Source organism: Nocardioides sp. R-C-SC26 (genome assembly GCF_021246465.1).
GTDB lineage: Bacteria > Actinomycetota > Actinomycetes > Propionibacteriales > Nocardioidaceae > Nocardioides.
Genome location: NZ_JAHRHK010000014.1, coordinates 14,931 through 37,486 on the forward strand (window position 1 = coordinate 14,931; position 22,556 = coordinate 37,486).

At 71.6% G+C, this 22,556-nt stretch carries 16 protein-coding genes and 1 riboswitch; of the genes, 12 read left to right on the top strand and 4 right to left on the bottom strand.

What is annotated here, in order from left to right; genetic code table 11:
- The first annotated feature begins 34 nt into the window (after positions 1-34).
- Both KSO97_RS13150 and KSO97_RS13155 read left to right on the top strand, forming a co-directional pair.
- Positions 35-838, top strand: coding sequence for an SDR family oxidoreductase (locus KSO97_RS13150; RefSeq protein ID WP_232679606.1), 804 nt, complete (start codon positions 35-37; stop codon positions 836-838).
- A gap of 10 nt (positions 839-848) precedes the next feature.
- Positions 849-1,958: an MBL fold metallo-hydrolase gene (locus KSO97_RS13155; RefSeq protein ID WP_232679608.1), complete on the top strand. Its 1,110-nt coding sequence runs from the start codon at positions 849-851 to the stop codon at positions 1,956-1,958.
- A 14-nt stretch (positions 1,959-1,972) separates the two neighbouring features.
- Here KSO97_RS13155 and KSO97_RS13160 read toward each other — a convergent pair whose 3' ends face one another.
- A complete protein-coding gene (locus KSO97_RS13160; protein WP_232679610.1) occupies positions 1,973-2,878 on the bottom strand; it encodes an alpha/beta hydrolase in 906 nt (301 codons plus the stop codon).
- A 138-nt stretch (positions 2,879-3,016) separates the two neighbouring features.
- A riboswitch (TPP riboswitch) is annotated at positions 3,017-3,124 on the top strand.
- On the opposite strand from KSO97_RS13160, the gene KSO97_RS13165 reads away from it, so the two are divergent.
- The 6 genes from KSO97_RS13165 (at position 3,115) to KSO97_RS13190 (ending at position 10,949) form a co-directional block, all read left to right on the top strand.
- Complete coding sequence (locus KSO97_RS13165) at positions 3,115-4,182, top strand: thiamine ABC transporter substrate binding subunit (protein ID WP_232679611.1); 1,068 nt, start codon at positions 3,115-3,117, stop codon at positions 4,180-4,182. It overlaps the preceding riboswitch by 10 nt.
- Before the next feature lie 40 nt (positions 4,183-4,222).
- Positions 4,223-5,890, top strand: coding sequence for an iron ABC transporter permease (locus KSO97_RS13170; protein WP_232679613.1), 1,668 nt, complete (start codon positions 4,223-4,225; stop codon positions 5,888-5,890).
- A 10-nt stretch (positions 5,891-5,900) separates the two neighbouring features.
- Entirely contained in the window at positions 5,901-6,911 is a 1,011-nt protein-coding gene (locus tag KSO97_RS13175) for an ABC transporter ATP-binding protein (protein ID WP_232679615.1), read from the top strand.
- A gap of 25 nt (positions 6,912-6,936) precedes the next feature.
- The gene (locus KSO97_RS13180; protein ID WP_232679616.1) at positions 6,937-8,022 is read left to right on the top strand and encodes a phosphatase PAP2 family protein; all 1,086 of its coding nucleotides are present in this window, start codon (positions 6,937-6,939) and stop codon (positions 8,020-8,022) included.
- 202 nt (positions 8,023-8,224) lie between these two features.
- Complete coding sequence (locus tag KSO97_RS13185) at positions 8,225-10,252, top strand: acyl-CoA dehydrogenase (RefSeq protein ID WP_232679618.1); 2,028 nt, start codon at positions 8,225-8,227, stop codon at positions 10,250-10,252.
- Positions 10,253-10,268: 16 nt separating this feature from the next.
- A complete protein-coding gene (locus tag KSO97_RS13190; RefSeq protein ID WP_232679620.1) occupies positions 10,269-10,949 on the top strand; it encodes a class I SAM-dependent methyltransferase in 681 nt (226 codons plus the stop codon).
- A gap of 101 nt (positions 10,950-11,050) precedes the next feature.
- On the opposite strand, the gene KSO97_RS13195 is transcribed toward KSO97_RS13190, so the two are convergent.
- The gene (locus tag KSO97_RS13195) at positions 11,051-11,323 is read right to left on the bottom strand and encodes a hypothetical protein (RefSeq protein WP_232679622.1); all 273 of its coding nucleotides are present in this window, start codon (positions 11,321-11,323) and stop codon (positions 11,051-11,053) included.
- A gap of 57 nt (positions 11,324-11,380) precedes the next feature.
- On the opposite strand from KSO97_RS13195, the gene KSO97_RS13200 reads away from it, so the two are divergent.
- Together KSO97_RS13200 and KSO97_RS18045 are read left to right on the top strand one after the other, a co-directional pair.
- Positions 11,381-11,641: a DUF4229 domain-containing protein gene (locus KSO97_RS13200; RefSeq protein ID WP_232679624.1), complete on the top strand. Its 261-nt coding sequence runs from the start codon at positions 11,381-11,383 to the stop codon at positions 11,639-11,641.
- A 95-nt stretch (positions 11,642-11,736) separates the two neighbouring features.
- Entirely contained in the window at positions 11,737-14,298 is a 2,562-nt protein-coding gene (locus KSO97_RS18045; RefSeq protein ID WP_269782506.1) for a LuxR C-terminal-related transcriptional regulator, read from the top strand.
- Here the strand turns inward: KSO97_RS18045 and KSO97_RS13210 are convergent.
- Positions 14,258-15,733, bottom strand: a complete 1,476-nt coding sequence (locus KSO97_RS13210) for an MFS transporter (protein WP_232679625.1) — start codon at positions 15,731-15,733, stop codon at positions 14,258-14,260. The two genes, KSO97_RS18045 and KSO97_RS13210, sit on opposite strands and share 41 nt — an antisense overlap.
- A 64-nt stretch (positions 15,734-15,797) precedes the next feature.
- Here KSO97_RS13210 and KSO97_RS13215 point away from each other — a divergent pair, with 64 nt between their 5' ends.
- Both KSO97_RS13215 and KSO97_RS13220 read left to right on the top strand, forming a co-directional pair.
- The gene (locus KSO97_RS13215; protein ID WP_232679627.1) at positions 15,798-16,337 is read left to right on the top strand and encodes a hypothetical protein; all 540 of its coding nucleotides are present in this window, start codon (positions 15,798-15,800) and stop codon (positions 16,335-16,337) included.
- Between the two features lie 8 nt (positions 16,338-16,345).
- Positions 16,346-21,496: an Ig-like domain-containing protein gene (locus KSO97_RS13220; RefSeq protein ID WP_232679629.1), complete on the top strand. Its 5,151-nt coding sequence runs from the start codon at positions 16,346-16,348 to the stop codon at positions 21,494-21,496.
- 76 nt (positions 21,497-21,572) lie between these two features.
- Here KSO97_RS13220 and KSO97_RS13225 read toward each other — a convergent pair whose 3' ends face one another.
- Positions 21,573-22,466, bottom strand: coding sequence for a 1,4-dihydroxy-2-naphthoate polyprenyltransferase (locus tag KSO97_RS13225; RefSeq protein WP_232679631.1), 894 nt, complete (start codon positions 22,464-22,466; stop codon positions 21,573-21,575).
- Positions 22,467-22,556: the final 90 nt, after the last annotated feature.

Here is a 22,556-nt window from a genome sequence, read left to right on the forward strand (position 1 = left end):
CCGGAACCCGCCGAGACGAAGGACCACATCACGCATGAGCATCCTCGACCGTTTCGCCCTGGACGGCCACGGCGCGATCGTCACCGGCGCCGGCCGCGGCCTCGGTGCCGCGACGGCCGTCGCGCTCGCGCAGGCAGGCGCCGACGTGTTGATCTCGGCGCGCTCCGCCGATCAGCTCGAGGTCGTCGCCGACCAGGTCCGTGCCGCCGGACGCCGGTGCGTCGTCGTCGCGGCGGACCTGAGCGACCTGGACGCCGTCGCCGGGCTGGCCCAGGCGGCCTACGACGAGTTCGGTCGTCTCGACACCGTGGTCAACAACGTCGGTGGCACCGGACCACGTGGATTCCTGGACACCAGCCCCGGCTACCTGGAGCGGGCGTTCTCGTTCAACGTCAGCACGGCGCACGCCCTGACCCGGGCAGCGGTGCCCCTGCTGATGGCGAACGACGACGGCGCCCAGAAGTCCGTCGTCACGGTGTCGTCGATGATGGGTCGCACGGCCGACCGTGGGTTCGTGGCCTACGGCACGGCCAAGGCAGCGCTGGCACACTGGACCAAGATGGCCGCGCAGGACCTCTCGCCCCGCATCCGCGTCAACGGCATCTATGTCGGCTCGATCATGACCAGTGCGCTGGAGATGGTGGCGGGTGACCCGAATCTGATGGGGCAGCTGGAGGGCAAGACGCCGCTCGGCCGCGTCGGTGAGCCCGAGGACATCGCCGCCGGCGTGCTGTACCTGTCCTCGCGTGCCGGGCAGTACATCACCGGCAAACTGCTCGAGATCGACGGCGGCATCCAGCAGCCCACCCTCGACCTGGGCTTCCCCGACGTCTCGTAGGGTCGCGCAGGTGCCATACGAGGAGACCGCCCCCGATCACGCCGACCGCGGTCGTGCCGGTCACGACCCGGGCACCCCGACGGCGCTCGCCGTCTCACCCGACTCCGGGGAGCACTGGAGCGCCGAAGGTGCCTGGCGTGTGGACGACGGCGTGTGGCGGATCCCGCTGCCGCTGCCGATGGACGGCCTCAAGGCCATCAACGTCTACGTGCTGGAGGCCGACGACGGACTGACCCTCGTCGACGGCGGCTGGGCGATCCCGGTCGCGCGGGACCTGCTGGCACGGTGTCTGCGTGACATCGGCGCCGGGTTCGGCGACATCCGTCGCTTCCTGGTCACCCACGTGCATCGCGACCACTTCACGATGGCCACCGTGCTCGGCCACGAGTTCGGGGCCGAGGTCGCGCTCGGCCGCGGCGAGGAGGCGGCGCTCGACCTGCTGAACAACGTCGACGACCTCGACGAGAACCCGTTCCACGACGTCCTGCGGACAGCGGGGGCGCATCCGATCGTGGAGGAGTGGCAGCGTCTCGACGACGGGGAGACGCCCGACCCCCGGCTCTGGGCGAGGCCGACGCGATGGCTCGACGGCGACGTCTCCATCGAGGTCGGCACGCGCACGATCGACGCCGTCCACACCCCCGGCCACACCCCGGGGCACTACGTCTTCGCCGACGCCGCGGCCTCGCTGCTCTTCGCGGGCGACCACGTGCTGCCGACCATCACGCCGTCGATCGGGTTCACGGTGCCGCCGGCCCCGGATCCGCTGGGGCACTTCATGGCCTCGCTGACCCGCGTGCGCCAGTTGCCGGACCTGCGAGTGCTTCCTGCCCACGGTCCGGTGGCGCCGTCCTCGCACGCGCGCGCCGAGCAGCTGCTGGAGCACCACGAGGTCCGCCTGCGGCAGAGCCTGGACGCCGTCGTCGCGGGCGGCTCGACGGCCTACGAGGTCGCCCAGCAGCTCGGGTGGACCCGGCACCTGCACGCCTTCGACCAGCTCGACTGGTTCAGCCGCGGCATGGCGGCGATGGAGACCAAGGCGCACCTGGAGCTGCTGGTCGCCCAGGGCCGCGCCACCGTCGCCGACACCGCGGGTGGCGAGGTGTTCTCCCGCGTCTGACGCTCCGGACCCGGTCAGCTCCGCAGGAAGTCCAGGGTGTGGCGCCAGGAGCGACGCGCCTCCGGGATCCCCGGGAGCAGCGGGAAGACGTGGATGAGGTCGGGCGCCTCGAGGTAGGTCAACGACCAGTCGCTGGCCGCTGCGGCGTCGGCGAGTTGGCGGCACCCGGGCACCAGCAGGTCGCGGGTGCCGCAGAACATCAAGGCGGGCGGTAGGCCGTCGAGCGTGCCGAAGAGGGGGGAGACCTCGGGTCGCGTGGCGTCGTCCGAACCGGCCCACCACGCGCCGTAGGCCATCAGCTTGCGCTGGAAGAGCCACGGGTCGCGGGCGTCGTAGATCGGGGAGTCGGGGTGGCTGAACGTGACGTCGACCCAAGGCGCGTGCAGCAGCAGGTGGCTCGGCAGGTGGCCGCGCAGGTCGCGCAGGGTCTGGGTGATCGCGACCGCCAGTCCGCCTCCGGCGGAGTCACCGGCGACCACGACGCGATCGCGGGTCGCCGTCAGTGCGGCGAGCTCGTCGACCAGCGCGCGGTGGCTGTCGCGCCAGGTGAACTCCGGAGCCAGCGGGTAGTCGGGCATCACCACCTCGGCGTCCAGCTCTGCCGCCAACCGGACGGCGTACCGCACGTGGACGGCGTCGATCGGCGCGACGTAGCCACCGCCGTGGAGGTAGTACAGCGTCGTCTGCGGTCGCCGTCCGCGCGGGCGGATGGTGTGGGAGGGGAACGGGTGGGTCCGGGTGCTGATGTCGTAGCGCTGCTCCGCTCCCCGCACGGCCCGCAGCGGCAGCGATCGGTCCATCCCCGCGTGCCACCGCTCCAGGCGGGCGCGCTCGGCGTCGACGTCGTCGGGCTGCAGGTCGCTGGCCTTGCGCATCGCCGGGACGACGCGGGCGAGCAGGTCGTGGCTCAGGCTGGGCACACCCCGAGCCTGCCATGCGCGGCGGTGGCGGGGCCCCGGGGAGCGGTGACGTACGGAGGAAGCCGCGTCGCCGTCGCGAGCTCTCCAGCCCGGCCCGGCCCCACCGGACGGCGTGTAGCCCGCGCGGGCTACGCTGACGACGTCAGACAGGGGAGCCCGAGCACGGGCTGAGAGTGCGGATGAGCCGCAGACCCTTTAGAACCTGCTCCGGTTAGTACCGGCGAAGGGAGTCCGAGATGTTCGTGCGCGCGCTCACCCGCAAGGCCGCCGCCGTCACCGCCGTCAGCGCACTGGGGATCACCGCCCTGAGTGCGTGCTCGTTCGTCACCGAGGAGGGGGAGGCGAGTGGCACCTCGGAGCACGTCGTACTGCTCACCCATGGTGACTTCTACCTCCCCGAGGACCTGACCGAGACGTTCGAGGCCGACACCGGTTACGTGCTCGACGTCCGCCCCAGCGACGGCGTGGGGGACCTCGCCAACCTCGTCGCCGACGAGGCCGGAAAGCCCTCGGGCGACGTCGTCTTCGGCGTCGACAGCACCTTCGCCTCGCGCGTCCTCGAGGCCGGCGCCGTGGCGCCGTTCGCAGGCGAACTGCCCGACGGCGTGGCCGACTACGCCCTCGCCGGTGACGACGACGGTGCGCTGGTCGGCGTCGACAGCGGCAACGTGTGCGTCAATGTCGACACCGCCTGGTTCGATGCCGAGGGAATGACCCCGCCGACGACCTTCGCCGACCTGACCGAGCCCGCCTACCGGGGCCTGTTCGCGATCCCGGGTGCCTCGACGAGCTCGCCCGGCATGGCGTTCCTGCTCGGCACCATCGCCGAGTTCGGCGACGACTGGAGCAACTACTGGGCCGACCTGATGGCCAACGACGCGCTCGTCGTCAACGGATGGTCGGACGCCTACAACGTCGAGTTCACCGCCGGTGAGGGTGGCGGAGACCGCCCGATCGTCGTCAGCTACGACTCCTCGCCCGCGTTCACCGTCGCCGACGGCGCCACCGGCACCGCGGCCCTGCTCGACACCTGCGTCCGTCAGGTCGAGTACGCCGGTGTGCTCGAGGGTGCCGACAACCCCGAGGGTGCGGCGGACCTCGTCGAGTTCCTGGTGAGCCAGGAGGTGCAGGCCGCACTGCCCGAGAGCATGTACGTCTTCCCGACCCGCGCCGGTGTGGAGCTGCCGACCGACTGGGCGACGTTCGCCCAGCGGCCGAGCGACCCGCTGATGGTCGACCCCGCCGAGATCGAGGCCAACCGCGAGGACTGGCTCCTGGAGTGGACCGACGTCGTCAGCCGCTGAACGCCGGGGGAAGCGCGGATCTGTGGGGCGGAGGGCGGCGATGCGTCCACCGCACGGCCCGGTCCGGGTGAGGGCGCGGGGCACGCTGACCCTGATCGGCCTGTCCGCGCTGCCGCTCGCCGTCCTGACCGTCTTCTTCCTGCTGCCGCTGGGAGGCATGCTCGCTCGGGGGCTCTGGCCTGACGGCGAGCTGGCGCCGCGGGCCGTGCTCGACGTGCTGTCGCGGCCGCGGGTGGGGCGCGTCGTCTGGTTCACGGCGTGGTCCTCCGCCGTCGCCACGGCGATCGCGGTGGCGGTCGGCCTGCCGGTCGCGTACGTGCTGTACCGGCTCCGCTTCCGCGGCCGCGCGGTGCTGCGGGCGGCGGTGCTGGTGCCGTTCGTGATGCCGACCGTCGTGGTCGGCGTCGCGTTCCGTCAGCTCCTCCGAGACGGCGGACCGCTCGGCGCGCTCGGCCTGGACCACACCCCGGTCGCCGTCATCGCCGGCCTGGTGTTCTTCAACGTCGCGGTCGTGGTGCGCACCGTCGGCGCGGCGTGGGAGGGCCTCGACTCTCGTCCGGCGGAGGCGGCCGCCGCGCTCGGAGCGACCCCCTGGCAGGTGTTCCGCACCGTGACCCTGCCGACGCTGAGGCCGGCCGTCGTGGCGGCTGCGTCGGTGGTGTTCCTGTTCTGCGCGACCGCGTTCGGCGTGGTGCTCATCCTCGGCGGCGTCCGCTACGCCTCGGTCGAGACCGAGATCTACCTGCTCACGACGGTGATCCGCGATCTGCCGGGTGCGGCTGCGCTCTCGCTCGTGCAGCTGGCGGCGGTCACGGTGCTCCTGGTCGTGGCCGGTCGTACCCGTCGCGTGGCCGACCCGACGGTCACGCGGCACGTCGCCGATCCCCGTCGTCCAGGTCGGGCCGACGCGCCGCAGCTCGTCGTCATGACGGTGTTCGCGGCGTTCCTGTCGGCGCCGATCGGCGCGCTGGTGGTGCAGTCGCTCCGCGTCGACGGCGCGTGGAGCCTGGGGCACTACCGCGCGTTGGGCACCACGGGCAGCGAGGGAGCCCTCGTCGTGCCGGCGACGCAGGCCCTGGCGAACTCGCTGCAGACCGCGATCGACGCGACGTGGATCGCGCTCCTGCTCGGCCTCCTCGTCTCGATCGTGGTCACCCGGCGCTCCCGCAGTCGCACGGAGCGGCACGTGCGGTCGGTGCTCGACGCCGTCTTCATGCTGCCGCTGGGGGTCTCTGCGGTGACCATCGGCTTCGGGTTCCTGGTGACCCTCGGCCGCGAGCCGCTCGACCTGCGCACCTGGCCGCTGCTCGTGCCGATCGCACAGGCGTTGGTCGCGCTGCCGCTGGTGGTACGCACATTGGTGCCGGTGCTGCAGGGCATCGACGATCGCCAACGCCAGGCCGCGGCGTCTCTCGGCGCGGGTCCGCTCCGCTCGTTGCTCGTGGTCGACCTCCCCGTCATGTGGCGACCGACGCTGGCGGCCGCCGGCTTCTGCTTCGCCATCTCGCTGGGCGAGTTCGGCGCGACGTCGTTCCTGACCCGCGCCGACCACCCGACCCTGCCGGTGGTCATCGTGCGGCTGCTGGGTCGCCCCGGGGAGGGCAACTACGGCATGGCCCTGGCGGCGTCGGTGGTGCTCGCCGCCACCACCGCGTTGGTCGTGCTGCTCGTGGAGCGGCTGCGCGTGCGCTCGGTCGGTCGATGGTGAGGATGTGACGATGCTGGAGCTCGACGCTGTGAGCGTGCACTACGACGGCGTGCCCGCCCTGAGCGACGCCGACGTCCGGATCGAGGACGGCGAGGTGGTCGCCGTCCTCGGGCCTTCGGGGTGCGGCAAGTCGACGCTGCTGCGCGCCGTCGCGGGGCTCGAGCCGTTGAGCGCGGGCAGGATCACCTGGGACGGCGCGGACCTCGCGGGCGTGCCCACGCATCGCCGGGGCTTCGCCCTGATGTTCCAGGACGGCCAGCTCTTCGCGCACCTCTCAGTCGCTGCGAACGTGGGGTACGCGCTGCGTCTGCGCCGGGTGCCCGACCGCGCTCGGAGGGTCGCTGACCTGCTGGACCTGGTGGGTCTCGCCGGGTACGCCGACCGACTGCCGGGCACGCTGTCCGGCGGTGAGCGGCAGCGCGTCGCGCTCGCCCGCTCGATGGCCGCCGCACCGCGGGCGCTCCTGCTCGACGAGCCGCTCTCGGCGCTCGACGCCGCCCTGCGCGAGCGGCTCGCCTCGGACCTGCGTCGCATCCTCACCGAGTCGGGCACCACGACGCTGCTCGTCACCCACGACCAGGAGGAGGCGTTCGCGCTCGCCGACCGGCTGGTGGTGCTGCGCGGTGGACGGGTGGTCCAGCAGGGCAGCGCACGCGAGGTGTGGGCCCGGCCGGTCGACGCCGAGACCGCGCTGTTCCTCGGCTACGCGCGCGTGCTGGACGGCGAACCCGCGCGCCGGGTGCTCGCCGCACTGCCCCAGCGGCAGGCGTCGCCCGGCACGGCGGGGCAGGTCGCCCTGCGTCGCTCCGCGCTCGTCGCGGACGCCACGACCGTCGACGCGCCCGGGGCGGCGGGACTGGTCGGGGCCGTCGTCTCGGCCCGTGCCACCCCCGACGCCGTCCGGCTCGTCGTCGACGTCGAGGGGGTCGGCGTGCTCGACGCCGTCTCGGCGGCCGGCGTCCCTGCGCCCGGGGACCGTGTGCGGCTCCGTCTCGACGCCGCTCGCGTGGCGCTGCTCTGAGCACCCCGGAGGTCCGCGCACTACGATGGGCGCCGTGTATCGCCGCGCCTACGTGACCCTCGTCGCGGTCGCCGCCGTCATGGGCGCTTTGGCCCTGGTGGTGTCTCTGCAGTACGACCGTCCGCTGCTCGACCCCGAGGGCAAGTTCCTGGGTCCGTCGTGGGCGCGCCTGCCGCTGCTCGTCGCGCTCGCGCTCGCGCTCGACCTGGTGCCGCGTGCGCTGTGGTTCTCGCGCATGCGACCCACGGTGATGGTCACGGTGATCAAGGAGCGCCTGCGCAGCCACTGGACGCGCGATCGCTCGCTGCTCGTGGTGCTCGGCATCGTCTGCTTCTACGTGACCTACGTCAGCTACCGGAACCTGAAGTCGGCGCTGCCCTTCGTGCGCGACTTCGACAATCCCAACGACATGTTCGACCGCGAGCTGAACCTGCTCGACAAGGTGCTGTTCTTCGGTGGCCGGCCCGGGCCGGTGCTGCACGACGTCCTCGGCACGAACATCGCTGCCCACGTGCTCTCGTGGATCTACCTGCTGTTCGTGCCGATGGTGCCGATCCTGGTCACCGTCTGGATCGTGTGGTCGCGCAACATCTCCTTCGGCTACTGGTTCGTGACGTCGCAGGGCATCGCGTGGTCGCTCGGCACGCTGTCGTACTACGCGCTGCCCACGCTCGGCCCGGCCTTCCACTTCCCGTCCGGGTACACCGACCTGGCGCACACGCCCACGACCGACCTGATCGAGTCGCTGGACCGCACCCGAGATCTCGTCGTCCACGGTGGGTACGACGGGCAGAGCGTCGAGGGCATCGTGAACTCGGTCGCGGGCTTCGCCAGCCTGCACTGCGGCATCACCCTGCTCTGGGCGCTGATGGTGCAGTTCACCCTGCGCAGCAAGCTGCTCAAGTGGATCTTCTGGATCAACTTCGGCTGCACCGTGATCGCCACGATCTACTTCGGCTGGCACTACCTCGCCGACGACGTCGCCGGGTTCATGATCGCGTTGGTCGCCTTCTACCTGGGAGGCATCGCCACCGGGCAGAAGTTCGATCGACATTCGCTCAGATCCCATCCGACGACGACCACGTCGGCCGTGCCGGTGCACGCCGACTGATCGGCCGTCGGTGGTCGAGCTTGTCGAGACCCGGCGGGCATCTCGACAAGCTCGATGACCGGGAGGTCCGCTCGGTGACCGGGAGGTCCGTTCGATGACTGCGCCCCCGGTGGTCGAGTTCGTCGAGACCTCGGGAGGGTGAGCCGGTGGTCGGGCTTGGGGACCCCGGGAGGGTGAGGCGCTGCTCGGTACCGTCTGCCTCATGGCGACCGACACCGTCCTGCCCGATGCCGTCGATCCCGACGCCGCCGATCCCGCGGCTGCGGGGCCGGGCGCGGAGCGGGCGGCGGCCGAGGAGGAGGGGGTCTACCTCCAGCCGGAGGTGGACGTCGCCGCACTGACGGACGTGCTCGACGGCCGCTACGCCGAGGTCCGTCGCAGCGTGCGTGCCCAGCTCGCCGAGCACGCGGGCATCCTGGAGGACGCCGAGACGTCGACCCGCGCCGAGTACCGCGAGCGTGTGCTCGAGCTGGTGCAGGAGATGGCCGGCACCGGGCAGACCGGATTCGGCTTCCCGGCCGAGTACGGCGGCGGCGCGGACATCGGTGCCTCGATCGCGGCGTTCGAGACCCTCGGTCTCGGCGATCTCTCGGTGATGACGAAGGTCGGGGTCCAGTTCGGTCTCTTCGGCGGCGCGATCCTCCAGTTGGGTACCCAGCGACACCACGAGCGCTACCTGGCCGACGTCGTCAGCGGCCGGCTGCTGGGCTGCTTCGCGATGACCGAGACCGGTCACGGCTCGAACGTCCAGGCGCTCGGCACCGTCGCGACCTATGACGCCGAGACCGACGAGTTCGTCGTCCACACCGCGCGCGAGGACGCGAGCAAGGACTACATCGGCAACGCCGCCTGCCACGGCGAGCTCGCCGTCGTGTTCGCCCAGCTGGAGGTGGGCGGTGAGCAGCACGGTGTCCATGCCCTGCTCGTGCCGATCCGGGTGGACGGCGAGGTCGCGCCCGGCGTCCGGATCGAGGACGACGGCGCCAAGATGGGCCTCAACGGCGTCGACAACGGACGGATCTGGTTCGACCACGTCCGGGTGCCGCGCGAGGCGCTGCTCAACCGTTTCGCCGACGTCGACGCGGACGGCGTCTACTCCAGCCCGATCGACAACCCGGGCCGCCGCTTCTTCACCATGCTCGGAACGCTGGTGCAGGGCCGGGTGTGCATCGGCGGTGCGGGCATCAACGCCGCCAAGGTCGCCATCGCCATCGCGGTGACCTACGGCAATCGTCGTCGCCAGTTCGAGGCGACGGGCGAGGAGGAGGAGCTCCTCCTCGACTACGGCCTGCATCAGCGACGGCTCCTACCGCTGCTCGCCCGCAGTTACGCGCTGCACTTCGCCCAGGAGGTCGTCGCCGATCAGCTCCACCAGGTCTTCTCCGGCGAGAAGGACGACGACGTCACCCGTCGTCTGCTCGAGTCGCGGGCGGCGGGCACCAAGGCGCTGGGCACCTGGCACGCGACGCGCACCATCCAGGAGTGCCGCGAGGCATGCGGCGGCGCCGGGTACCTGGCGGTCAACCGCTTCGCGGCGCTCAAGGCCGACACCGACGTCTTCACCACGTTCGAGGGCGACAACCACGTCCTGCTGCAGTTGGTGGCCAAGGGCCTGCTGACCGACTACGCCAGCGACTTCGAGGACCTGGACCAGTTCGGCATGGTGCGGTTCGTCGCCGGCCTCGCCGTCGACACCGTCATCGAGAAGACGGCCGTGCACAAACTGCTCGAGCGGATCAAGGACGTGCTCCCCGGCGGTGACGCCTGGGACGCCGACGCCGGACTGCTCGACCCCGACTACCACCTGGCGATGTACCGGTTCCGCGAGGAACACATGATCGGCGGCGTCGCCCGTCGGCTCAAGCGGGGCATCGACGACGGGATGGACGCCGGCGAGGTCTTCTCCCGCGTGCAGGACCACGTGATCGCCGCGGCCCGGGCCCACATGGAGCGGCTCGTGCTCGAGGCGTTCGTGGAGAAGGTGGCGACGCTGCCCGACGGCGACCTCAAGGTGGCGCTCAACCTGCTGTGCGACCTGCACGCCCTGGCCGGGATCGAGGCGGATCGGGCCTGGTTCATGGAGCACGGCCGGCTCAGCGTGCAGCGCAGCAAGGCGATCTCGCGTGAGGTCGCGAGCCTGTGTCGCAAGATCCGACCGCTCGCCGGAGATCTGGCGGATGCCTTCGCGGTGCCGCCGGAACTGCTGCGGGCGCCGGCACTGGTCGGCTGATCCGTAGTCTGACCGGGTGACGATCATCTCCCGCATCCCCGGGCTCGGCGGCTGGAGCGATGACCCGCTCTGGGCGTCCTTCTACGACTGGACCGTCGAGCACCCCCACCTCGGCGGTGCGATCTGGGCGGCCGGGCTGCAGAGCAACCTGCGCCGCCTCTACGACGCCGCCCACGAGCTGTCGTTGCTGGCGCCGGGCTCCCGCGTGCTCGACGTGCCGTGCGGGGGTGGCGTCGCGCTCCGGGGCCTCACGCCCGGTCAAGGCGTCGACTACGTCGCCGCCGACATCGCACAGGCGATGCTCGACCGCACGATGGACGCCGCGCGCGAGCGTCGTCTGGACGACCAGGTGACGCCGCGGATCGCCGACGTCGGCGACCTCCCGTTCGCGGGTGAGTCCTTCGACATGGTCGTCTCGTTCACCGGGCTGCACTGCTTCCCCGACCCGGCGGCCGCCGTCGTGGAGATGGTGCGGGTGCTCAAGCCCGGCGGAGTGATCAGCGGCAGCGCCCTGCTCAACGACTCGGGCCTGATCCACGAACCGATCCGTCGGGTCGGTCGCGTCGCCGGTCTGCTCGGGCCCGGATGCACGGGCACCGAGATCGTGCACTGGCTCGCCGCCCAGGGTGTCGACGTCGAGCTCGTCCGCTCGGGTGCGATCGGATACTTCCGCGGGGTCAAGCGCGCCACGGCGTGACCGGCACGACCGGCTCCGCGGTCGACGACACCGCGTTCGAGTGTCCCGATGGTCGAGGAGCCCGCGAGGAACGAGCGGGCGTCACGAGACCACCGCCGACCTCAACTCGCGCCGGGGCTCTTCTCGTCGTCCTCCGGCTGGGCGTCGGTGGCGTCGTCGGGCCGCAGCCGCTTGCGATCGAGGTCGCGCAGGAAGTCCTCGTCGTCGTCGGGCGCGACGATCTTCGGGCGTGGCTTGGGCTGCCAGATCGGCCGTTGCTGCGGGCGACGTCCGCCGCCCGCGGGGTGCTGCGAGTTCGTCGCGCGCTGCAGTGCCCGCACCAGCAAGTACGTGGCGAGCACGAAGAGAGCGAACATCAACAGGAACCGCAACACAGTGCCCATGGTAGGTGGCGCGTGGTGACCCGGCGGGGTGCGCCTACCCTTGGCCGAGTGAAGGAGTTCTGGATCTACACCCTGGCCCGCATCGCCCTCTTCGCGGTCACGTGGGGAATGGTCGCCGGCGCGTGGCTGCTCGTGACGGGTGAGGCCTCGCTCGGGTGGAGCCTCATCATCGCCTTCATCCTCAGCGGGATCGGCTCCTACGTCGTCCTGCAGGGGCCGCGCGAAGCGCTGGCCCAGCGTGTCCAGACGCGTGCCGCCAGCGCTACGACCCGGTACGAGGAGATGCGCTCCAAGGAAGACACCGACTGATCGGCTCGGTGACCGCCCAGCGGTCGTCAGGGTCCTCCCTCCGGACTCCCTCGTCCGACCATCCACCTGCCGGCCGTCATGATGTGCGGGTGTCGATGCCCCCGGCGAGCCCCGACCTCCTGACCCGACCGCGTCTGCACGCGCAGCTGGATCGCGAGCTTCCTCGCCTCACCGTGCTCTCCGCGCCGAGCGGATCGGGCAAGACCAGTCTCGTCCGATGCTGGGTCGATTCGCGTGACAGCGCCGCGGTCGCCTGGCTGACGTTGGAGGGCGAGCAACCCGGGCGGGTGAACTTCTGGCAGGCGGTCCTGACCGCGGCGGGCCGGTTCGACGTCCTGCCGATGGACGAGGCCGTCGGTCTGATGGGCGACGTCGAGCGCATCGGAGACATCCCCTCGGTGGTCGCGGGTGCGCTCGCGGACCGCGGCCAGGTGCTGCTGGTGCTCGACGCCTTCGAGCGCCTGCGGGAGGACGCCGACGTCGTCGCTGACGACCTGACGCGCCTGGTGCGGCTGTGCCCGGAGCTGAGGGTCGTCATCACGACCCGCACCACGACCGGGATCGCCAGTCCGGGTCGGACGCTGCGCGGTGAGATCGCCTCGATCGGTCCGTCCGACCTCGCGTTCACCCTCGAGGAGACGCGCGCGTTGTTGACGACCTTCGGCGACGCGCGGCTGGCCGACTTGGCCGGGGAGCTGCATGCCACGACGGCCGGTTTCCCGCTCGCGGTCCGGGCCGCGATGCTGTCGCTGGCCAGGCCCGACGTCGATCTCGGCGCGCTCGAGTGGCGCTCGCTCGTCGCGGACGACCTACGCACGCAGCTCCCCGGACGGGCGGCGTACGAGTTCGTGCTCGCCACCTGCCTGCCGCCGTACTTCGACGTCGACCTCGCCGATGAGCTGAGCGGAGTGGGTGACGCGAGGTCGATCCTGGCCGAGCTGGCCTGGCACGGCTTCGGCCGGTGGATCCCCTTCGCGCCAGGGCGCCAGGTGTTCCAGTACGTGGAGTCGTTGCGCTCGGCGATGCTGGCCGAGTCCGGAGCGCTACCCGCCGCCACGCGGGCTCGGGCTGCACAGGCGGCCGCGGGCTGGTTGCATCGCAACGGCATCTTCGAGACGGCGTTCGAGATCGCCGTCTCCGCTCGTCAGTACAGCGTCGCCGGCCGGGTCTACGCGGCACTCGTGGCGAGCAACCCCGAGATGATCACGTCGCCGCGCTTCGACCGTCAGCTCGCGACGGTGCCGCACCACGCACTCGCCCAGTACCCCGCGCTCGCCCTCGGTCGAGGTCTGGCCTGCCATCGCGATCCCGCGCTGCTCGGTGCCGCCGCCGAGTACTTCCGCATCCCGGCGTCGTGGACCGGACCTCGGCTCCCCGACATGGGGCCGGGCGAGGTGTTGATGGGGCACACCGCGAAGGTCGCCAGCCTGCGCATCCTCGGGCGCTTCGACGAGTCGGCGCGCGCTGCCGGACAGGCGCTGGCCTACTTCGACGGCATCTCCGAACAGGAACAGCACCACATCACCGACCTCGGCGCGACCGTGCTGCGGCACCTGTCCTACTCCTTCTTCCAGGACGGGCAGATCGACGTCGCGCGGATCACGGCCATGCGGGCCATCGCGTCGAGCACCCGCCCCGAGTCGCTCAACCACAACGCCGTCTACGCCGCGGGTTTCAATGCGCTCGATGGTCGTGGTGCCGAAGCGCGGGCCGCGCTCGCCCACATCGACCCGGCCGCATGGCGCCCCGGGCAGGCCACCGGGTACGGGAACGCGCTCGGGCGCATCGGCGAGGCGGCGCTGTGCTTGGACGAGTTCGACCTGGAGGGCGCGATCGCTCGGTACGACGGCTGCGCCTTCGTCGTCACCTCCGAGTTCTGGCCGTTCATCACCTGGACGCTCATGCACGCCCGCCTCGGCCTCGGGCGGGCCACCGCCGAGACGCATCGCGTCGAGTCGGCGCTGGAGAACACGCCGTCACCGCCAGGTTCGGCGGACGGCCTCGGTGCGGCCGCCGTCCGGTCGGCTCTCGCGATCCTCTGGCTCTCGTCCGGCAACCGCGCGAAGGCGGGTCCGCTGCTGCGGCGCCGCACTCGGTATGCGGGTCAGGTGGCACCGGCGGCGATGCTGTCCTACCTGCTCAACGACGACGCGGGCCCTGCGTTGGCCGCGCTGCCCAGGCTGGAGGCACGACCCGGCCACACGACCCGGTCCCGGGTGGCCACCCTGACCCTCGGGTCGGCGGCGGCACTGCGCGTCGCGCGCCCGGACACCGCGGCTGCCTTGATGGACAGGGTTCTGGCCCTCGTCGGACCTGACGGTGCCCGGGCTCACCTGATGTACCTTCCGCCGACGGACCTCGCCGCCCTCCGGGACCTCGCCGACGCCCGTGACGCTGCCGCGTTGCGGGCCTACCTCGACGGTCCTGTCCCGGTGAGCATCTCCGCGGAGACGATGCCGGCGTCCCTCACTCCGCAGGAGTCGGCCGTGATGGTGGCCCTCTCGCGTCATCCCAGCCGCGCCGCAGTCGCCGCGTCGCTGCACATCAGCGAGAACACGGTGAAGACCCACCTCCAGCGCATCTACCGCAAACTCGGGGTCAACTCCCGCGAAGCGCTCATCGAGAGGGCGATCGAGCTCGATCTGCTGACGCAGTAGCCGTCGGACGCGGACCGGCGACGCGTGCGGTCCCCGCCAGCACCAGCGCTGCGAGGAGTCCTGAGACGGCGCAGATCGACCAGACGACGTAGTAGCCGCCCAGCCAACCACCGCCCACCTCGAGCGAGCCGGTACGGGTCAAGCAGATCGCGAAGACAGCGGAGGCGATGCCGCCGCCGACGGTCTTCGCCGCGTTCGTGAGGCCCGTTGCCGATCCGACGCGATCGGGCGGGGCGACGGCGGCAGCCGCCGCGGGTATGGCCGCGATCAGGCCGCCGGTGCCGAGTCCGATCACCGCCATGACTCCCCAGGCGGCAGACGGGCTCCCGTGAAGCGGGAGCCAGGCCGCGTATCCGGCCGCATAGACGAGGCAGTGGACGGTCATCGCCAGGCGCATCCCCAGGAGCCGGCTCAGGGGCGCCAGCAGCAGCGCACCGATCGCCAGACAGGCGACGTAGAGCGCAATCCGGGCCGAGCCCTGTGCTGCGGTCAAACCGAAGCCGTAGCCGTGCACCACCGGGTCGCTGCGGAAGTAGGTCGACAACGGGACCTGCGCGCCGAGCAGCGACATGCCCACGAGGAAGGCCGTGGCCTGGACGCTCCACTGGGCCGGATGGGCGAGCAGTCGCACGTCGACCATCGGGTCGGCGTGCCGCGACTCGTAGCGCCACCACGGCACCGCCAACGCCACACCCGCCGCGACCACCGACCACGCCGGCAGCGATCCGACGCCATCCACCCGGATCAGCACCAGGCCGCCGAGCACGGCGAGCACGATCGCCGCGAGCAGCGAGAGACCGCCCCAGTCGAACCGGCCTCCGGGGAAGCCGGGCACGTCCTCCAGCACCGCCACCAGCGGCAGGCACAGGGTGACCACGACCGCGGGCACCACCAGCATCGTCGACGTCGAGACGCGGTCGGCGAGTTGGCCGGCCGTGCCCGCCGACACGATGATCGACACCTGGAGCGTGGCGACCAGGATCGCGGCGGTACGACGGGTGATCCGACCCTGGTCGGGACGGCCGGCGGTGCGCCGGTGCATGATCGCGATCTCGATCGGCAGCCAGACGACGTACACGCCCTGCACCGTCCAGGCCGCCAGCAGCAACGGGAAGCTCGGCGCGAATGCGATGCCCCACGTCGCCAACGCGGTCACCACTGTCGCCCCGAGGAGCACCCGCCGGTGGCCGACGAGGTCACCGAGCCGCGCGAGCGGTGGCACCACGAGGGCGGAGAAGATCAGCTGGCAGGCCTCGAGCCAGTTCAGGTCCGCGTACCTGACGCTGTGGTCGTCGGCGAGGTCGACCATCACGGGGCCGTAGTAGCCCTGGATGGCGCCACTGGCCACCTCGACCGCGGCCAGGAGGGCGATCACCGCCACCACCGGGTGACGCGACGGGCGACATTCGCGGCGGGGCGTTGTCACGCCCGTCATGGTGCCGTTTCACTGGTCTAGCCGGTGCGAGTGGTCCGCACCTCGGACCGAAAGTTGCTCCTGCATGCGTGTCGCCCACGTCGCTGCCCCCTGCCGTCGCGTCCTCGGGAGGACAGGCGTCGCGCTCGTGCTGCTCTTCGTATCGAGTGGCTGTTCCGGCTCGGAGTCGGCGGCCCAGGAAGCCGCGCCGACGCCGTCGGCCGTGGTCGACGCGTCGGCTGAGCCTGCCGAGCAGACGGCACCGCCGGTCCTGGGGCGGTCGCCGAGGAAGAAGGCGCCGGGGTTCGTGGGGGTGCAGCATGCGATCCCGATGGGGGCCGCGCTGACGAACGTGCCGAGGCTGTACGAGCAGGTCACGCTCACCGGCTGCGGTGCCACTGCCGACGGCTGGCAGGCGACGGGCACCGCGGCGAACGAATCGAGTACCGAGCAGACGCTGCGGGTCCTGGTGCTCTTCACCGACGCCCAGGCGCGGACGGTGGACTCGGCGTCGACGACGGTGACCGTGCCCGTCGACAGCAGCGAGACCTGGACTGCAGAGCAGAAGTTCTCCGCACCTGAAGGCACGCGGTGTCTCGTGCGGTCCGTCATGGGGAAGAAGTGAGTCGCATCATGAGGAAGTTCCTGCATCCCGTCCTCGCCGGGCTGGTCGCAGCCGCGGGCGCTCTGGTGGTCACCGGCATCGGCGCGGCGGTCGCGCCCACCGCCCAGGCGGCGCCCCCGACGATCTCCTGCGCCGCCCTTCCGGCGTCGAGCTACCGGCAGACGACGATCGGCCAGGGTCTCGGCGTGCCCGTCGGGATCGACGTCGATGCCGCCGGCGTCGTCCACGTCGTCGACGCTCTCGGGGTCGTCTTCCGCTTGACGCCTGAGGGCTCGGCGTACACGAGCACGTCCGCCCCCTCTGACCTTCCGCCGTTCAGCGTGGGCGGATTCGCGCTGGGAGCCGACGGTCTGACCTACATCGCCGACACGCAGTCGGGCACGGTCGAGAAGCTGACCTTCTCGAACTCCTCCTACGCGCTGGCGACGGTGGCCTCCGGGCTGGGGCGACTGCCGGCCCTCGACGTCGACGGCGCCGGCATCGTCTATGCCGGGGGAGCCGGCAGGCAGCTTCTCAAGCTCGCTCCCAACGGGGGTGGCTACAGCCAGACGGCTCTTCAGCCCACCGCTGCCGACATCACGGGCCTGGCGGTGGCGAGCGCATCGACGGTCTACGTCACGTTGGCGAACAACGTGGTGCAGGCGTTGTCCACCAATGGTGCCGCCCTGTCCACGCTCCCGACCGATGGCCTGTCCTCGCCTGGCGGTCTGGACGCCGAACCGGGCGGCACCCGGATCTTCGTCGTCGACACGGGCAACGACCGGATCGTCGTGCTGAGGTGGAACGGCGACGGCTTCGTCCAGGAGACGATCCCGACGACCGGACTCCTCGCTCCGCGCGACATCGCGGTCGACGACCAGGGCCGGCTGTACGTCGCCGACACCGACAACAACCGGGTGGTGCGGCTGGACCCCGTCTCGGTGACGGCCGACGCCGACACCGCGAGCACGACCCTCGGCAACGCCGTCGCGACCGACGTGCGGACCAACGACACCGCCACCGGCAGCACACTCGCCGAGCCCACCATCGCGGAGAACCCGAAGCACGGCACCGCGACGGTCAACGCCAACGGCACCATCACCTACACCCCCGACGCCGGCTTCTCCGGTACAGACACCTATTCCTACGCCGTGCGTGACGCCGCGGGCGTCGCCTGCGCCACGGCGGAGGTCACCGTCACGGTCACGCAGGGCAACGCCTGCGACCCGCTCGGCACCTTCGGGGCGGACATCCCGTTGCCGATCGAGACCGGCACCGACTACCCGCAGAGCTTCGACGTCGACTCCGACGGCTCCATCTTCCTCACCGACTCCGAGACCGACCAGATCGTCAGGTTGACGCCCACGGCGTCGGGCTACGACCGCTCGGTCGTCGCCTCCGGCCTCGGCGGCACGGGCTCGATCGCGGTCGACGACTCTGATGCCAGCGGTGCGATCTGGGTGGTGCGCTACTCCGCGAACCAGGTGCTCCGGCTCGTCCCGTCGGGATCCTCCTATTCGCTCGCCGGCACGTTTACCTCCCCGCTCCTGGTCAACATCGGTGGCATCGACGTGGCCCCCAACGGCGACGTCTTCGTCAGCACCAACGCCACGTCCTACGGCAGCGGTGGCGTGGTCCGGCTCGACAAGTCGGCGAGCTACGCAGCGTCGCCCTCGATGGCGACGGGCCTGCAGTTCCCGCACCAGGTCACCGTCGACGACGCCGGCGCGGTCTACGTCGCCAGCTACACCCGCGTGGTCAAGCTCGTGGACACCGGCTCGGGTTGGGCGCAGACCAACGCGGTGTCCGGCCTCGGCAGCGGTCAGGGCGTCGCGGTCGACCACGACGGCACGCTCTGGGTCAGCACCAGCGAGGACCCCGGCGTGTGGACGGTGACACCGTCCGGCTCGGGCTACGGCCCCAAGCAGCTCCACGCACCCTGGGGCACCGAGTACGCCACGACCCTCAAGATCGGTGAGGACGGCTCCCTCTTCGTCTCCTCCTTCGACGCCCTGTGGACGTTCGGCCCCACCACGCTGCGGACGACGGACGACACCGCCACGACCACGGCTCCTGGGTCGGTCACCACAGACGTGCGCGCGAACGACGCCGCCAACGTCCGGCTGGGCGCCCCGACCGTCATCAGCGCGCCCGCCAACGGCACGGCGACGGTGAACGCCGACGGCACCATCACCTACGCCCCCGACGCCGGCTTCTCCGGAACCGACACCTATCGCTACCTGGTCCGCGACGACGAGAACCCCGCTCGCGTGTGCGGCATCGCCACGGTCACGATCACCGTGACCTCGGAGACCGATTGCGGCGCGATCCCCGCGTCGGCCTACCTCTCCCGCGCCGCCGTCATGACCCTGCAGGAGCCGACCGGCATCGTGAGCGACGCCAACAACACGATCTGGGCCGGCGACGCCGGCTCCGGCATGGTGTTCATCGGGTGGCCGGGATCGAACTACACCCCGAACGGAATCGACAGCGCGGACCGCATCGACCCGCAGGGCATCGCGATGGACGCCGTGGGCGCGGTGTACTACGCCGACGAGGGCAACCACGAGATCGTCAAGCTGACCCAGCCGAACCGCTACACCTGGGCCCGCACCGTGCTCGCCGGCAATCTGCAGCGACCCTCCGGCATCGCGGTGGACGTCGACGGCAACGTCTACTTCAGCGAGAACTCCAGCGGCGACGTGCACAAGCTGACGCCGTCCGACGGCGGCTACACCACCTCGCTGGTCGGCTCGGGCCTCGAGCGTCCGCGTGGGGTCGCCGTCGACGCCGACGGCAACGTGTTCGTCGCCGACTGGGCCGACGAGGACAAGATCGTCAGGTTCAGCCCGTCCGGTGCCGGCTACACCAGGTCCGTGGTGGCGCTGGGTCTCGCCAACCCGCACGGCGTCGTCGAGGCCGACGGCACGCTGATCGTCGGCGACTCGGGCAACAAGCGAGTGTTGCGCCTGGTGCCGAACGGCACCGGCTACGCCCAGGAGACTCTCACCGTGTGGGGCACCGCCACGCCGACCTGGGTCGCGACGATGGCGTCGGGCGACCTGCTCGTCACGGACCGGGACGCCCAGCAGGTCGTCGCCCTGCGCAAGCGGACTCTCAGCGCGCAGGACGACACCGCGACCACGACCGTGCAGACGGCGGTGACCGCCGACGTCCGATCCAACGACACCATCGCCCCGGCCTCGCCCGCGATGTCTGCTCCCACCGTGATCGGGACACCGGCCGGTGGCACCGCAACGGTCGGTACCGACGGCCAGATCACCTACACCCCGAGCGCCGGGTTCTCCGGTGTCGACGTCGTGGAGTACCGGGTGGACGACGCGACCGTTGCGAACATCTGCGCCACGGCGCGCCTGAGCGTCACCGTCCAGAACGTCTTCGCCCCTGGGACAGGCGTGATGGTCTTCCAGAACACGCCGATCACCACGCCGCTGTCGGCGATCGCGACCACCACCGGCAGGCCGCTGGACGCGACCCAGGTCGTGGCCGTGACCCAGCCCGACCACGGCGCGATCGCCATCAGCGCCACCACCGGCGCGGTGACCTACACCCCGGACCCGGGTCACATCGGTGCCGACAGCTACTCCGTGCGGGTCTGCGACACCTCCGCACCCGTCCAGTGCGCCGACGTCGCCGTGCCGGTCACGGTCGTCGCACCGCCCCCGGTGGATCCGGGCGGCCCCGGTGGCCCCGGAGGCCCGGTGATCCGTGCCGAGGACGACACCTCGACCACACAGGTGGCGACGGCGGTGCGCACCGACGTCGTCCGCAACGACGCCGCCGCATCGGGTGTCCCGTTGAGTACGCCGACGGTCGTGTCCCCGCCGTCGCACGGAACCGTGACCGCGGTGCCTGACGGCTTCGAGTACACCCCGGGTCCCGGGTTCTCGGGCGTCGACACCTTCACCTACCAGGTCTGCGCGGCCGCGACGTCGGCGTGCGACACGGCGACCGTCAGCATCACCGTGCGGAACGGTTTCACCCCGGGACCGAGTCAGGTGACGACGCCGAACTCGCCGAGCACCGTCGGCCTGAGCGATCTGGTCACCACCGACGGTCGTCCGCTCGATCCGAGCTCGGTGGTCGTCGTGACGGAGCCTCGGGGGGGCAGCGTGGCCATCGACGCCGTGACCGGGGCCGTGACCTACCTCCCGGACCCGGGGTTCGTCGGACCCGACGAGTACGTGATCCGTGTCTGTGACACCTCGGTGCCCGTGCAGTGCGCCGACATCCGGCTGACCGTCACGGTCGGCGCGCCGTCCCAGGTCGGGCCGAGGCTGCGTGTGCGGGCTCCGAAGCGCATCGTGCTGCCGGTGAGCCGAGCCGGCGAGCCCGCGGAGGTCGCGACCGCCGCCACCGTCGTCGTCTCCGGATACGGCTCGGCACGAGCTGGTCGCGCCACGGCCACGTTGTACGGCCCCGCGCCTCGGCGCACCTCCCGGATGTGTACGCCGTCCGCCCGGGTCGCGCGGGTCGCGTTCCCGCTCCGCAACGGCAGGATCACCACACCCCGCGTCGTCGTGAGCAAGCCTGGTCACCACACGTGGGTCGTGACGACGGCGGCGGACTCTCGCAACCGGGCTGCCGGGACTCCCTGTGGGGCCAAGGCGGCGGGCACCCTCGCCCACCGGCCGCGGCTCCCTGCCCTGCGGGTGACCACGGGCTCGGTGCGGAACGGCCGACCCTCGGGCATGCAGGCTCGGATGGGCACGGTGGCGATCCCGTCGGTCGGCGTGCGGGTGCGAGTCGACCCTGTCGGCCGCCGGGGCAAGACCATGTTCGTCCCGGGGCGCCGGGATCGGGCGGGCTGGCTCGTCTCGTCGGCGGCTCCCGGTGAGCGGGTCGGTGCCACCGTGATCGCCGGCCAGGTCGCTGCGCGTGGTCGAGGCGCCCTCACGGCGCTGCGTCGAGTCCGCAGCGGGCAGGTCGTCACGGTCCGCGCCGATGGGATCGGCGTCCGGCGCTACCGCATCACGCGGGTCGAGACCCGCGTGCGTTCGCGGAGCCTGCCCGGCCCCTCGACCTCCACCTCGGGCATCCACCGGCTGACGCTGGTCACCAAGGCCGGTGCTGGTCCGTCCCGAGGTGTGCGGGCCCGGTACCTGATCGTCACCGCGATGCCTGTGGCCGGTCCTGGTGGGGGAGCGGCGGCGCGGTAGCCGGCGACGGTGACGCGGCGACGGCCACGTGCGGCGCGCTCCGCGCTGCTCGGACTCCGGCGCGCGGTGAGGAAGGTCAGGCGATGAGCAGCGCGCCCCCGACGAGCCCGGCCCAGGCCAGCTCGGCCAGGCCGGTCGTCTGCAGCACCGGGATCAGCGCCGGGCCGACCGCTCCCGCGAGCACGATCCTGAGGCCCCGCGCCGCGATCAGCAGGAAGGCCAAGCCGAGCAGCGCCCACCACGTGGAGGCCCACGCGACCAGCACGACGGCGAGTGCGGCGTCGAACACCAGGCCCGCGTAGAGCCATCGGGTACCGCCATCTCCGAGTCGAACGGCGAGTGTGCGTTTGCCGGCGACGGTGTCGGTCGGGATGTCGCGCAGGTTGTTCACCACGAGGATCGCGCACGCCAGCGCACCGACCCCGACGCCGCACCACAGCGCGGGCCACGACCAGTCCTCGATGAGCACGTACGTCGTGCCGATCACGGCGACGAGCCCGAAGAAGACGAACACCATCACCTCGCCGAGGCCGAGATAGCCGTACGGCTTGGACCCGCCGGTGTAGTACCAGGCCGCCAGCACGCAGACGAGCCCGACGAGCACCAGCCACCAGGCGGTCGCCGCGGCCAGGCCGAGCCCGGCCACCCCCGCGACCCCGAACGCGAGGAACGCGGCACGCTTGACGGCGTCGGGCGTGGCGGCGCCGGAGCCGACGAGCCGCATCGGACCGACCCGGACGTCGTCGGTGCCGCGCACGCCGTCGGAGTAGTCGTTGGCGTAGTTCACCGCGACCTGGAGCGCCAGGCTCACCACCAGCGCGAGCAGCGCCTTCCACCAGTCCTCACCCCAGCTCACCTGGGCGGAGGCCGTGCCGTACCCGGCTGCGCCGACGCCGGCGACCACCGGTGCGATCGCCGCCGGGAGTGTGCGAGGTCGGGCGCCCTGCACCCACTGCGAAGCCGTTGCCACGAGGGGTGATTCAAGCACGTCGGGCGGTTTTCTCGGCCGACCGAGAGAACCGGACCTTGGCCGACGAAGCTTCCCCGGCCAAGGTCCGGT